Annotated in this window: 16 protein-coding genes and 1 tRNA gene; 10 read left to right on the plus strand and 7 right to left on the minus strand. The window is 49.3% G+C overall.

All coding sequences use genetic code 11. The features are described 5' to 3' along the window. Positions 1-101 precede the first annotated feature (101 nt). Positions 102-1,787 (plus strand): SPI-1 type III secretion system effector inositol phosphate phosphatase SopB, encoded by a 1,686-nt coding sequence (gene sopB, locus ACLJRU_RS18050; protein WP_001166946.1) that lies wholly within the window; start codon positions 102-104, stop codon positions 1,785-1,787. 16 nt (positions 1,788-1,803) lie between these two features. Continuing rightward, entirely contained in the window at positions 1,804-2,145 is a 342-nt protein-coding gene (gene sigE, locus ACLJRU_RS18055) for a type III secretion system chaperone SigE (RefSeq protein ID WP_000444724.1), read from the plus strand. A gap of 9 nt (positions 2,146-2,154) precedes the next feature. On the opposite strand, the gene ACLJRU_RS18060 is transcribed toward sigE, so the two are convergent. After that, positions 2,155-2,478: a hypothetical protein gene (locus ACLJRU_RS18060; RefSeq protein WP_077905920.1), complete on the minus strand. Its 324-nt coding sequence runs from the start codon at positions 2,476-2,478 to the stop codon at positions 2,155-2,157. Positions 2,479-2,692: 214 nt separating this feature from the next. On the opposite strand from ACLJRU_RS18060, the gene pipB reads away from it, so the two are divergent. Together pipB and pipA are read left to right on the plus strand one after the other, a co-directional pair. Next, the gene (gene pipB / locus ACLJRU_RS18065; protein WP_001123044.1) at positions 2,693-3,568 is read left to right on the plus strand and encodes an SPI-2 type III secretion system effector PipB; all 876 of its coding nucleotides are present in this window, start codon (positions 2,693-2,695) and stop codon (positions 3,566-3,568) included. 221 nt (positions 3,569-3,789) lie between these two features. Then, entirely contained in the window at positions 3,790-4,470 is a 681-nt protein-coding gene (pipA, locus tag ACLJRU_RS18070) for a type III secretion system effector protease PipA (RefSeq protein ID WP_023236455.1), read from the plus strand. A 136-nt stretch (positions 4,471-4,606) separates the two neighbouring features. Here pipA and ACLJRU_RS18075 read toward each other — a convergent pair. After that, positions 4,607-4,694: transfer RNA gene (locus ACLJRU_RS18075), tRNA-Ser, on the minus strand. Positions 4,695-5,088: 394 nt separating this feature from the next. Here ACLJRU_RS18075 and yccA point away from each other — a divergent pair. After that, a complete protein-coding gene (gene yccA, locus ACLJRU_RS18080) occupies positions 5,089-5,748 on the plus strand; it encodes an FtsH protease modulator YccA (RefSeq protein WP_023234843.1) in 660 nt (219 codons plus the stop codon). Between the two features lie 86 nt (positions 5,749-5,834). Further along, positions 5,835-6,164 (plus strand): sulfurtransferase TusE, encoded by a 330-nt coding sequence (tusE, locus tag ACLJRU_RS18085; protein WP_001539655.1) that lies wholly within the window; start codon positions 5,835-5,837, stop codon positions 6,162-6,164. Here tusE and yccX read toward each other — a convergent pair. From yccX to ACLJRU_RS18100, 3 genes are read right to left on the minus strand one after another with little or no spacing between them, the layout of a single operon-like run. Continuing rightward, a complete protein-coding gene (gene yccX, locus ACLJRU_RS18090) occupies positions 6,161-6,442 on the minus strand; it encodes an acylphosphatase (protein WP_000072884.1) in 282 nt (93 codons plus the stop codon). The genes tusE and yccX overlap by 4 nt on opposite strands. Positions 6,443-6,490: 48 nt before the next feature. Then, positions 6,491-7,270 (minus strand): helix-turn-helix transcriptional regulator, encoded by a 780-nt coding sequence (locus tag ACLJRU_RS18095; RefSeq protein WP_000548082.1) that lies wholly within the window; start codon positions 7,268-7,270, stop codon positions 6,491-6,493. Positions 7,271-7,295: 25 nt separating this feature from the next. Next, positions 7,296-7,844: a YbhB/YbcL family Raf kinase inhibitor-like protein gene (locus ACLJRU_RS18100; RefSeq protein WP_000859416.1), complete on the minus strand. Its 549-nt coding sequence runs from the start codon at positions 7,842-7,844 to the stop codon at positions 7,296-7,298. 214 nt (positions 7,845-8,058) lie between these two features. On the opposite strand from ACLJRU_RS18100, the gene rlmI reads away from it, so the two are divergent. Continuing rightward, complete coding sequence (gene rlmI / locus ACLJRU_RS18105) at positions 8,059-9,270, plus strand: 23S rRNA (cytosine(1962)-C(5))-methyltransferase RlmI (protein ID WP_023234842.1); 1,212 nt, start codon at positions 8,059-8,061, stop codon at positions 9,268-9,270. Positions 9,271-9,327: 57 nt separating this feature from the next. Then, positions 9,328-9,645, plus strand: a complete 318-nt coding sequence (gene hspQ, locus ACLJRU_RS18110) for a heat shock protein HspQ (RefSeq protein WP_001539653.1) — start codon at positions 9,328-9,330, stop codon at positions 9,643-9,645. Positions 9,646-9,689: 44 nt separating this feature from the next. On the opposite strand, the gene ACLJRU_RS18115 is transcribed toward hspQ, so the two are convergent. Beyond that, complete coding sequence (locus ACLJRU_RS18115) at positions 9,690-10,103, minus strand: CoA-binding protein (protein WP_001537782.1); 414 nt, start codon at positions 10,101-10,103, stop codon at positions 9,690-9,692. Between the two features lie 173 nt (positions 10,104-10,276). Between ACLJRU_RS18115 and ACLJRU_RS18120 the strand changes: the two genes are divergently transcribed. Then, complete coding sequence (locus tag ACLJRU_RS18120; protein ID WP_000847732.1) at positions 10,277-10,939, plus strand: DUF2057 family protein; 663 nt, start codon at positions 10,277-10,279, stop codon at positions 10,937-10,939. Between the two features lie 94 nt (positions 10,940-11,033). Then, positions 11,034-11,492, plus strand: coding sequence for a methylglyoxal synthase (gene mgsA, locus ACLJRU_RS18125; protein WP_000424187.1), 459 nt, complete (start codon positions 11,034-11,036; stop codon positions 11,490-11,492). 35 nt (positions 11,493-11,527) lie between these two features. Here mgsA and helD read toward each other — a convergent pair whose 3' ends face one another. After that, positions 11,528-13,582 carry a DNA helicase IV gene (gene helD, locus ACLJRU_RS18130; protein ID WP_001539652.1) on the minus strand — a complete coding sequence of 685 codons (2,055 nt, stop codon included), beginning with the start codon at positions 13,580-13,582 and terminating at the stop codon, positions 11,528-11,530. Positions 13,583-13,585 lie beyond the last annotated feature (3 nt).

Here is a 13,585-nt window from a genome sequence, read left to right on the forward strand (position 1 = left end):
ATTTTTTTAAAGTTCCTGGTGCATAAAAGTCACATCCTTTTAAAGGGTTGTTAACCCTGTTGAATGTTCCCACTCCCCTATTCAGGAATATTAAAAACGCTATGCAAATACAGAGCTTCTATCACTCAGCTTCACTAAAAACCCAGGAGGCTTTTAAAAGCCTACAAAAAACCTTATACAACGGAATGCAGATTCTCTCAGGCCAGGGCAAAGCGCCGGCTAAAGCGCCCGACGCTCGCCCGGAAATTATTGTCCTGCGAGAACCCGGCGCGACATGGGGGAATTATCTACAGCATCAGAAGGCGTCTAACCACTCGCTGCATAACCTCTATAACTTACAGCGCGATCTTCTTACCGTCGCGGCAACCGTTCTGGGTAAACAAGACCCGGTTCTAACGTCAATGGCAAACCAAATGGAGTTAGCCAAAGTTAAAGCGGACCGGCCAGCAACAAAACAAGAAGAAGCCGCGGCAAAAGCATTGAAGAAAAATCTTATCGAACTTATTGCAGCACGCACTCAGCAGCAGGATGGCTTACCTGCAAAAGAAGCTCATCGCTTTGCGGCAGTAGCGTTTAGAGATGCTCAGGTCAAGCAGCTTAATAACCAGCCCTGGCAAACCATAAAAAATACACTCACGCATAACGGGCATCACTATACCAACACGCAGCTCCCTGCAGCAGAGATGAAAATCGGCGCAAAAGATATCTTTCCCAGTGCTTATGAGGGAAAGGGCGTATGCAGTTGGGATACCAAGAATATTCATCACGCCAATAATTTGTGGATGTCCACGGTGAGTGTGCATGAGGACGGTAAAGATAAAACGCTTTTTTGCGGGATACGTCATGGCGTGCTTTCCCCCTATCATGAAAAAGATCCGCTTCTGCGTCACGTCGGCGCTGAAAACAAAGCCAAAGAAGTATTAACTGCGGCACTTTTTAGTAAACCTGAGTTGCTTAACAAAGCCTTAGCGGGCGAGGCGGTAAGCCTGAAACTGGTATCCGTCGGGTTACTCACCGCGTCGAATATTTTCGGCAAAGAGGGAACGATGGTCGAGGACCAAATGCGCGCATGGCAATCGTTGACCCAGCCGGGAAAAATGATTCATTTAAAAATCCGCAATAAAGATGGCGATCTACAGACGGTAAAAATAAAACCGGACGTCGCCGCATTTAATGTGGGTGTTAATGAGCTGGCGCTCAAGCTCGGCTTTGGCCTTAAGGCATCGGATAGCTATAATGCCGAGGCGCTACATCAGTTATTAGGCAATGATTTACGCCCTGAAGCCAGACCAGGTGGCTGGGTTGGCGAATGGCTGGCGCAATACCCGGATAATTATGAGGTCGTCAATACATTAGCGCGCCAGATTAAGGATATATGGAAAAATAACCAACATCATAAAGATGGCGGCGAACCCTATAAACTCGCACAACGCCTTGCCATGTTAGCCCATGAAATTGACGCGGTACCCGCCTGGAATTGTAAAAGCGGCAAAGATCGTACAGGGATGATGGATTCAGAAATCAAGCGAGAGATCATTTCCTTACATCAGACCCATATGTTAAGTGCGCCTGGTAGTCTTCCGGATAGCGGTGGACAGAAAATTTTCCAAAAAGTATTACTGAATAGCGGTAACCTGGAGATTCAGAAACAAAATACGGGCGGGGCGGGAAACAAAGTAATGAAAAATTTATCGCCAGAGGTGCTCAATCTTTCCTATCAAAAACGAGTTGGGGATGAAAATATTTGGCAGTCAGTAAAAGGCATTTCTTCATTAATCACATCTTGAGTCTTGAGGTAACTATATGGAAAGTCTATTAAATCGTTTATATGACGCGTTAGGCCTGGATGCGCCAGAAGATGAGCCACTGCTTATCATTGATGATGGGATACAGGTTTATTTTAATGAATCCGATCATACACTGGAAATGTGCTGTCCCTTTATGCCATTGCCTGACGACATCCTGACTTTGCAGCATTTTTTACGTCTGAACTACACCAGCGCCGTCACTATCGGCGCTGACGCAGACAATACTGCTTTAGTGGCGCTTTATCGCTTGCCGCAAACCAGTACCGAAGAAGAGGCGCTCACTGGTTTTGAATTATTCATTTCAAACGTGAAGCAATTGAAAGAGCATTATGCATAATTTAATACGTCAACATACTTTCTTAATGAGATAAAACGCGATACGTATGCCCTTTACAAGAGACAAGACCAGAATCTTTGGTGGAAATGTAAGGGGCAAACGTTCATCTCTCTCATTTTGCTCTGTTTGCGGGAGCATTTTTAGTGTGTAAGTATTCCTGCTCATCAGGTTTTTACGCCATCTACGCACATTTATTCTGCTATAAGTTGAAATACTGCAAAAAATATTAGTGCTTATTATTTTTTCTTTAAGTAAATTTTCGCTCAACAAACTTAATTGTTTATTCAATGATAATGAAGCGTGAGTTATGCTGAAAATGAGGGAAACTAACAGCAAGGATAATCTTATTATTCACGGGTGATATTACTTCTGCTTCACCGTTATGGCAGATATCATCGCCTCTTGTCAGATGCCAGACACCTACTCATACTCAACCAAAGCTCTAAATACAAAAATCACCTTATATCTTTTTTTATTATTCCTTGTATAAATGTGACTTGACTCACACCTATAAGGAGTCGACTCACTTCCATAAGAAGGAATCAAAATGCCAATAACTAACGCGTCCCCAGAAAATATATTAAGATATTTGCATGCGGCCGGTACCGGTACGAAAGAAGCAATGAAAAGTGCAACTTCACCACGCGGTATACTGGAATGGTTTGTCAATTTTTTTACCTGTGGTGGAGTAAGAAGAAGCAATGAAAGATGGTTTCGGGAGGTAATTGGAAAACTGACCACATCATTATTATATGTAAATAAAAATGCTTTCTTCGATGGTAATAAAATATTTCTGGAGGATGTCAACGGGTGTACTATATGTCTGTCATGTGGAGCAGCATCCGAAAATACGGATCCCATGGTCATTATTGAAGTGAACAAAAATGGAAAAACTGTAACGGATAAAGTTGATAGTGAGAGATTTTGGAATGTATGTCGAATGTTAAAACTGATGAGTAAACATAATATACAACAGCCTGATTCACTTATAACCGAGGATGGTTTTCTGAACCTGCGCGGAGTAAACCTGGCTCATAAAGATTTCCAGGGGGAAGATTTGTCAGACATAGATGCTTCTGATGCAGATTTCCGTGAAACAAATCTATCTAATGTAAATTTAGTCGGTGCAAATTTGTGTTGTGCAAATCTACACGCTGTAAATCTAATGGGTTCAAACATGACTAAAGCAAACCTGACTCACGCAGACCTGACTTGCGCTAACATGTCCGGTGTAAACTTAACCGCTGCAATTCTATTCGGCTCAGACTTAACTGACACCAAACTAAATGGTGCGAAATTAGATAAGATAGCTCTAACTTTAGCGAAATCATTAACAGGAGCCGATCTGACAGGTAGTCAACATACCCCTACTCCACTCCCGGATTACAATGATAGAACTCTTTTCCCCCATCCGATATTTTAGTCGAGATAAAGGGATTTTATAAACAAGAAGTATTCAAACAGAGGCCCCCTTGTTTTATTAAATAAACCCCGCCCCTAAGTTTCATTATAAATAACATTTTCAGCGTATTACTTGTTGGCTTTGTCTGAATCATAGCGTTACCTGTATGTGACACATTAACTAAAAACACTATTATTGTTTAATTTAAATAATTCATAATTGTAGTCAGGAAATAAGAAGTTATGCTTCCGGTCACCTACAGATTAATACCTCAAAGCGGAGTATCCACATATAGATTAAATACCGCAGATACACCTGTTTTCCCCGATATTCCCGAACATGCACCAAACCCCTCACGGCTACGCCTTGCTCATGACAGCCTTGCCATAAACAGGGAATTCCGTCTGGAGCCAGAGTGTGTGGTGGAGTACCTTATCTCAGGCGCGGGTGGAATAGACCCTGATACAGAAATTGATGACGACATTTATGACGAATGCTACGATGAACTATCCTCCGTACTTCAAAATGCGTACACCCAAAGCGAAACATTCCGCAGACTGATGAATTACGCATATGAAAAAGAACTACATGATGTGGAGCAGCGCTGGCTACTGGGGGCCGGCGAAGCCTTTGAAACTACCGTGGCTCAGGAACACTTCAAACTTTCAGAAGGCAGGAAAGTTATTTATCTCAATCTGGACGATTCTGATGATTCATATACCGAACATTATGAAAGTAACGAAGGAAGACAACTTTTTGACACAAAACGTTCATTTATTCATGAAGTTGTACATGCACTGACCCATCTTCAGGATAAAGAAGAAAATCATCCAAGAGGCCCTGTTGTCGAATATACCAACATTATTCTGAAAGAGATGGGGCATCCTTCACCTCCCAGAATGGTCTACATCTTCAATAAATAGACACATCAGGAAACGAAAAGAAACTAAAAACCCACGTAGTCCCTTTTTTCGGGAAATATTCTAGCAGTATTTTCTAACTATATTCTAAGCGCCCAAAAAACAAAGGGGCTACCTTTCGGTAACCCCTTGTTTAATCTGGCGGAAGCGCAGAGATTCGAACTCTGGAACCCTTTCGGGTCGCCGGTTTTCAAGACCGGTGCCTTCAACCGCTCGGCCACACTTCCGGAATGAGGCGCACTATAAACATCCCGGTGCGTCATGTAAAGACCGAATGTGTTCGTTTGCGTGAAAAACAGGCAAAACTTTGTTAATTGCCTGAAATAGCAGCACATTGACCATTTCTTCAACACAAAACTGGCTGAATACGTATTGATCGCCTCCACTGTTTCACCGCTGTGATTAGCGATTTTTTTATCGGTAACGCGTGGTTGGCGCTGCCGCCTGTTTTATGGCGTAGCGCCAGGCATGAGAAGACTGTTTTAACGATGGTAATCACCTGAAATCTCTTAAGGAAACTAAACGTAAACGAATGCGTAAAGATGGGTAAAACCACTGGGTGACAGTGACTGTTTTTATTATTCTCCTTTATTAATTACATCTGTCATAAGAGAGTGACTAATGGATCGTATCATTACATCATCGCGTGATCGTAGCTCGCTACTGAGTACGCACAAAGTACTGCGCAACACCTATTTTCTGTTGAGCCTGACGCTGGCTTTCTCCGCAATTACCGCGACAGCCAGTACGGTACTGATGCTGCCCTCCCCCAGCCTGATTCTGACGCTGGTCGGTATGTATGGGCTGATGTTCTTGACCTATAAAACCGCCAATAAGCCGGTCGGTATCCTGTCTGCTTTTGCGTTTACCGGCTTCCTCGGGTATATCCTGGGCCCGATTCTTAACGCCTATCTGTCAGCAGGCATGGGCGATGTCATTGGCCTGGCGCTGGGTGGTACCGCGTTAGTATTTTTCTGCTGCTCCGCTTACGTTTTAACCACCCGTAAGGATATGTCTTTCCTGGGCGGTATGTTAATGGCCGGGATCGTCGTCGTGCTGATTGGTATGGTGGCGAATATTTTCCTGCAACTGCCTGCATTGCACCTGGCGATTAGCGCGGTGTTTATCCTGATTTCCTCGGGCGCTATCCTGTATGAAACCAGTAACATTATTCACGGCGGTGAAACCAACTATATTCGTGCGACCGTCAGTCTGTACGTTTCGCTGTACAACATCTTTGTCAGCCTGCTCAGCATTCTGGGCTTCGCCAGCCGCGACTAATCGACATTCCCCTCTTCCAGCCCTGCTTATGCAGGGCTTTATCTTTTGCTACACTGCCGTCCGTGTTGATTACGCAGTGAAACGTTATGTTGATCTTTGAAGGTAAAGAAATCAGTACTGATAGCGAAGGCTATCTGAAAGAGACGACGCAGTGGAGTGAAGCGCTGGCAGTCGCTATCGCCGCCAATGAAGGCATTGAGCTCTCTGCGGAACACTGGGAAGTCGTGCGCTTCGTGCGCGAATTTTACCTGGAGTTTAATACCTCTCCCGCCATCCGAATGCTGGTAAAAGCGATGGCGAATAAGTTCGGCGAAGAAAAAGGCAACAGCCGCTATCTACATCGTCTGTTCCCGAAAGGCCCGGCAAAGCAAGCGACCAAAATCGCCGGTCTGCCCAAGCCGGTAAAATGTATTTAATACCGAATACTAAAGCCTGTTAACGTCTCGCGAGGGCTGTGCGGTTCAGTGAGGATTTTGTCCACACGAGCAGAGCGCGGTCCGCCTTCTTTCAGCCACTTGATGAGCTTTTCCACCTGCGCCGCGTCGCCACAGGCCACCACTTCTACGCTTCCGTCATCCATATTCTTCGCATAGCCGGTTAACCCCAGCCGCTGCGCCTCATGCTGCGTGGTATAGCGAAACCCGACGCCCTGAACGCGACCATAAACCCAGGCGATAATGCAGACGTTCGACATGATGGTTCTCCTTTCATAATCAGTGGTGGAGGCTCATACAGGACATACTTAACGTACCTGACTGGGCAGACACCCATAATGTTGGCGGAATCTGGCCGTAAACCGCGACCCCGACAGGTAGCCGCACCGTAGCGCTATTTCGCCGATCGGCAGCGTCGTCGATTGCAGTTGAGAAAGCGCGCAGGACATGCGCACCTCTTCAACAATTTGTCGATAACTCTGCGATTCGCGCTGCAAACGCCGACGCAGCGTCGATGTTCCCATAGCAAGACGGCGGGCTATCTCCTGGGCTGTCCATAGCTTAGCAGGCGAGAGCATAATCAGTTGCCGCACCTGCTCCGTGAGGGTGTAACGCCGTTCAATAAGCAGTGGTCCCGCCGCGCCATCATGTAAAAGCGCTAACAGTAACCCCATCGCCTGATGTTCCTGTAGCCCAACGGGCAACCCCTGGCGCACAGCATCCAACACGTTCTCCCACATAAATGTCAGGCTACGGCTCATCGGGGTACACAGCGATGTCAGGTTTGCCGGTGGATAATCCTGAACGTACATCGTTTTAAAGCGAGCAATAATCTCCGGTGAAAGTAATAACAGGTCGGAGCGAAAACCGTTCTGCGCAGGCTGATTAATAATCTCCAGCGGCGTGTTCGCCGGGATAATAATCAACTCGCCAGGCCCGGCGACAAGGCGGCTATCATCCTGAATGATGACTTTACTGCCCTGCGTAATATGGCAGATAGCGGCGGAAAAAAGCGTAACACGATGCAAACGGTGCAGATGACTGGAACGCACCTCTGCCGTCGTAAGATCCTGATGTCGAATATGCATCTCCTGCACCGTGCCGTCCTCTGTTTTATCTTCCGTATGTGGCCGTGAATTTTGCTTTCGCAATCACATGCGCGTTAAGCATAAACCCTACCAACGCGCCACTTGACTCACTGTCGAGCGGCAGTGTTGCCGTATTCAGCGCCCACACAGTAAACTGATAGCGATGAGGCTTATCGCCCGGCGGCGGACAGGCGCCGCCAAAGCCAGCATAACCGAAATCATTACGTCCCTGCACCACTCCGGCGGGTAACGTTTTTTTATCAGCCCCCGTCGGCAGGTCGTGAATCTGCGCAGGAATATTCACCATCGTCCAGTGCCACCAGCCGCTTCCGGTGGGCGCATCAGGATCGAAGACGGTAATAGCGTAGCTTTTGGTTCCGGCAGGCGGATTACGCCAGCTCAGCTGCGGCGAAATATTTTCTCCGCTACAACCAAATCCTTTAAAGACGTGCTGTTGCGTTAAACGAAAATCCGCCGGAATATCCGCGCTACTGAGGCTAAACGCCGACGCGGCAGATACGCCGCCACTCAATGCCATCATTGCGGCTGCGGTCAAAGAGAAGACTGTTTTCATTGTATTTCCTTCTTCGTGTAAAGAAATAACACTATAAAAAGCGTCCGCTGAAGAAACTGTGCCTTTACGATTCTATTTTGTGCAGAAACGCTCACCGCCATACGCTGGTGATTGCCCCTCTCATCTGTGCTACCCTACGCGCCATTTCGTTTTCACGGTCCCAGGCTGGAACTATCATCCGGCTCGCGTCACTGTTTGTGAGAGGTTACTCCGCATGACTGAATCTACATTTCCGCAATATCCCCGTTTAGTCCTCAGCAAAGGGCGAGAAAAATCTTTACTCCGCCGCCACCCATGGGTCTTTTCCGGCGCCGTATCCCGTCTGGAAGGCAAAGCCAACCTCGGTGAAACTATCGATATCGTCGACCATCAGGGAAAGTGGTTAGCACGCGGCGCCTGGTCACCAGCCTCCCAGATCCGCGCGCGCGTCTGGACATTTGATAAAGCAGAATCCATTGATATTGCGTTTTTCACCCGCCGCCTGCGCCAGGCGCAGCAGTGGCGCGACTGGCTGGCGAAAAAAGACGGCCTGGATAGCTATCGTCTGATCGCCGGTGAGTCCGATGGCCTGCCTGGCGTCACTATCGATCGTTTTGGTCATTTTTTGGTGCTGCAACTGCTCAGCGCCGGGGCCGAATATCAACGTGCCGCATTAATTAGCGCTCTGCAAACATGCTATCCGGATTGCGCTATTTACGATCGCAGCGACGTCGCCGTGCGGAAAAAAGAAGGGATGGCGCTGACGCAAGGTCCGGTCACTGGCGAACTGCCGCCTGCGCTTCTGCCAATTGAAGAATACGGTATGAAATTACTGGTCGATATCCAGGGCGGCCACAAAACCGGTTATTATCTTGATCAGCGCGACAGTCGTCTGGCGACGCGCCGCTACGTGGAAAATCAGCGGGTACTGAACTGCTTCTCTTATACCGGCGGTTTTGCCGTGTCGGCATTAATGGGCGGTTGTCGCCAGGTTGTCAGCGTGGATACCTCACAGGATGCGCTGGATATCGCCAGGCAAAACGTTGAACTGAACCAACTGGACTTGAGCAAAGCCGAATTCGTGCGCGATGACGTGTTTAAGTTGCTGCGCGCTTACCGTGAACACGGCGAAAAATTCGACGTCATCATCATGGACCCGCCCAAATTCGTCGAAAATAAAAGCCAGTTAATGGGTGCCTGCCGGGGCTATAAAGACATTAACATGTTAGCGATTCAACTGCTCAATCCGGGCGGCATACTGCTGACATTCTCTTGCTCCGGACTGATGACCAGCGATTTATTTCAGAAAATCATTGCCGATGCCGCAATAGATGCCGGTCGTGATGTACAATTTATAGAGCAGTTCCGTCAGGCCGCCGATCACCCGGTGATCGCCACCTACCCGGAAGGGCTGTATCTGAAAGGGTTTGCCTGTCGCGTCATGTAACTTGAAAAGTGGAATAGTATCCTCATATAAAGGGTATCTATTTCCCGGGAGGTGACTATGATAGCCAGCAAATTCGGTATCGGCCAACAGGTCCGCCATTCCCTGTTAGGTTACCTCGGAGTGGTCGTCGATATCGACCCGGAATATTCGCTTGATGAGCCGTCGCCTGATGAACTGGCGGTTAACGACGAACTTCGCGCCGCTCCGTGGTACCACGTGGTAATGGAAGATGATGATGGTCAGCCAGTGCGTACTTATCTGGCCGAGGCCCAGTTGCGAAGCGAAATGCGGGACGAGCATCCAGAACAGCCATCGATGGATGAACTGGCGCGTACCATTCGCAAGCAGCTTCAGGCGCCGCGACTACGTAACTGATTGTATTTAAAAGGCCGGAAAGCGATATCCGGCCATTTAAACTTTTATTTCGCCAGCCCCAGGCGAGGGATCTCAATCGCCGGGCAGCGATCCATCACCACGGTCATGCCTGCATCCCGCGCCAGCACCGCCGCCTGTTCGTTGATCACGCCAAGCTGTAGCCACAGCGTTTTTGCGCCGATGGCGATAGCTTCCTGCGCGACGCCCCATGCAGCTTCAGAGTTGCGAAAAACATCCACCATATCGACTTTTTCGGGAATGTCAGCCAGCGTGGCATACCCCTGTTGCCCCAGCAATGTCTTACCCGCGACTTTTGGCGCAACCGGAATCACATGGTAGCCCTGTTCAAGCAGGTATTTCATTACCCGATAACTTGGACGATCGGGTTTATCGCTCGCTCCTACCAGCGCGATAGTGCGAGTGGACGTCAAAACATCAGCAATATCGGTCTCTTTCATCATCTTTCTCTTGGCTGTTTTGCAAAGTGTACGACAAACCTGACATAGCAACCATTCATCCCATACCGATGTATGAGAGCAAAACGCCAAAATATGTCTATATGTTAGTAAACATGATCTAAGAAAAATTTCGATACATTATTAGCCAGACGGCCTTTGGACAGGAGAACCTTATGAAAACCGGCGCGCTAACCACCTTCCTTGCTCTCTGTTTGCCGGTGACTGTTTTTGCCACAACGCTCCGTCTGTCTAATGAGGTTGATCTGCTGGTGCTGGACGGCAAAAAGGTATCCAGCTCTTTATTACGCGGTGCAGAGAGCATTGAACTGGAAAACGGGCCGCATCAACTCGTTTTCCGGGTGGAAAAAACCATCCGCCTACCCGGTAATGAAGAGCGGCTTTATATTTCTCCGCCGCTGGTGATAAGTTTCGATACCCAACTGATAAGTCAGGTCAATTTCCAGCTCCCGCGGCTGGAAAACGAGCGCGAAGCCTCGCATTTTAACGCGGCGCCGCGTCTGGCGCTTTTGGACGGCGACGCCATGCCCATTCCGGTAAAACTCGATATTCTGGCCATTACTTCTACGGCTAAAGTGGTCGATTATGAAATAGAGACCGAGCGTTATAATAAATCGGCGAAACGCGCCTCGCTTCCTCAGTTCGCCACGATGATGGCAGACGACAGCACATTACTTTCCGACGTCTCAGAGCTTGATACCGTACCGCCGCAATCACAAACCCTGACAGAACAGCGGCTGAAATATTGGTTCCGACTGGCCGACCCGCAGACACGCCATCATTTTTTGCAATGGGCGGAAAAACAGCCGCCCTCTTGATATGAGTTGTCCCAGCGCGCAATTTTTTTGTCTTTCTCTTGCAGCATCAAGCGCTTCCAGTAATCTGTAGACAGGTTAACTACGGAATCGAATTATGGAACTGACGACTCGCACCTTGCCGACGCGCAAACATATCGCGTTGGTTGCTCACGACCACTGCAAACAGATGTTAATGAACTGGGTGGAACGCCATCAGCCGTTGCTGGAAAAACACGTTCTTTATGCAACCGGCACCACGGGGAATCTGATCCAGCGCGCAACCGGTATGGACGTTAATGCGATGCTGAGCGGCCCGATGGGCGGCGACCAGCAGGTTGGCGCGCTCATTTCAGAAGGGAAAATCGACGTGTTGATATTCTTCTGGGACCCGCTTAACGCGGTACCGCACGACCCCGATGTCAAAGCGCTACTGCGTCTGGCCACCGTATGGAATATCCCTGTCGCCACTAACGTCTCAACGGCGGACTTTATCATCCAGTCCCCGCATTTTAATGACGCTGTAGATATTCTTATTCCGGATTATGCGCGTTATCTGGCCGAGCGCCTGAAATAACCGCTACGCGGGCGGGATGCTGTACCGCCCGCGCTTTAGGGCTTCCTCGCCACCGGCACATCCAGCTGTTTAAGCGCCTCCACAAAGCGCGAGGGATTATCTTTATTAAAAAGCAGCCAGACCCGCGCACGCGCGCGCGTCAACGCCACATATAACAAACGCCGCTCTTCAGCGTCCGGAAAATCCTCAACCTGAGGAAGAAGCGCACTTTCCATAATGGATTCTCGCGCCGGGGCGGGGAAACCGTCGTTACCCTCCTGCAATCCGACAAGAATCACGTAATCGGCCTGTTGGCCTTTGCTGGCATGGATAGTCATGAAGTCTATCTGTAACTTCGGCCAGCGAGTCGCCGCTTTTTGTAGACTCGCGGGTTTCAGATGATGATAGCGCGCCAGCACCAGGATACGTTCATCTTCCTTCGCATAGCCGGATAATTTATCCAGTAACGCGTCCAACTGGCTTTCATCCAATAACGTCACCGCTTTTTTATCGCCTGGGGTCAGACTATTTAACGGTTTTTTAAGTTGGTGCGGATTCTGCTGTACAAAGCGATTGGCAATATCGCCAATCCGACTGTTAAAGCGGTACGTGGTGTCCAGGTGGCAATGCTCGCCCTCGCCGAACGTCTGATGAAACGCCGTCGTTAAGGAGAGCTGCGCCCCGCTAAAACGGTAAATCGCCTGCCAGTCATCGCCAACGGCAAACAGCATAGTCTGGCTATTCTGCTTGCGCAGCGCCTCTAACAGCGCCGCCCGTTGCGGGGAAATATCCTGAAATTCATCGACCAGAATATGCTTCCACGGGCTGATAAAACGCCCTTTTTCGAGGATCACCATTGCCTGATGGATAAGCCCGGAGAAATCAACGGCATTTTCCGCTTTCAACGCGCTTTTCCAGGCCTTTAGCAGCGGCGCCATCAGCTTAATGCGTTTGCCAAACAGCTCGCGGCACTCCTCTGGCGCGCCAGCGATCATTTCTGACTGCGCGCCGCCGTGCATACGCATCAAACTGACCCAACGATCCAGGCGAGGGGCCAGACGCCGCTGTAATGTCTCATCGTCCCAGAAATTACCTTCCGGCACTACCCACTGCATCTCCTCTTCCAGCCACTGACGCCAGCCTTTGGCCTGCGCTTTTTTCTCGCTACACTGCTGACGCCAGGTGTGCAGAAATAGCTGATGCCGCGCGGTGGCGTCACTTTCCAGCTTACTGACAACCGGCGCTTTTTTACTGCCTTGCTGAATAATATACAGCGCCAGCGAATGGAACGTACGGGCAGTAATCTCTTCCGTATGTAAGCGCTCGCGGATACGCTCATCCATCTCCTCTGCCGCCTTGCGACCAAACGCCAGTAAAAGAATTTGCCCCGCATCTGCTTGTCCGCGCGCCAACAGCCAACCCGTGCGCGCCACCAGCACCGAGGTCTTACCGCTTCCCGCGCCCGCCAGTACCAGTAACGATGATTCGCCGTTAACCACCGCCCTGGCCTGGGAAGGATTAAGCGGAGAAGATTCTATCTGCGTAAAAAAGTCGGCATGCGCTTCCAGCATGGCATCAGCATACGCCTGATTATGCTGCTGCCGACTTCCCTCGCTATCCTGTAACCAGGCCAGACACTTACGCCATATCTCGCGACAGTGAGCAAACTCCTCCAGACGTGAGACCGGCAGCGGCAAAGCGGCAAACGTCTGGCGAATTTCGTGTTCCAGCCCCCGAACGCGTTCACGGGTAAGCCATTGGTTTTCGCCCGTTCGCTCACTAATACGCGCCCATTGCTCTCGTAATGCCTGCGCGGCGACATCACTCATCTCCTGGCTCCAGCGACGCCAGTGCGCGTCCAGATAGCGATGGAATTGCTGGGTTTCCGACCACTCGGTACCGTGCAAACGCACGACTTTATCCTCCGGGAGGACAAACTCCAGCTCGCCCCATACCAGCCCACGCTTACAGTGAATCGCCAATAACTGATTGAATGGAATAAGATATTCATGCCTGTCGCCAGACACTTTTACCCCAGCGTTGAGGATCACGGCACGATCATACGGGTGTTGCGCCAGACGTTTTCCAAGAGAAGTTGCTTTCAGTTCCATGAC

The sequence above is a fragment of the Salmonella sp. SAL00653 genome, assembly GCF_046552515.1.
Taxonomy (GTDB): Bacteria; Pseudomonadota; Gammaproteobacteria; order Enterobacterales; family Enterobacteriaceae; genus Salmonella; species Salmonella enterica.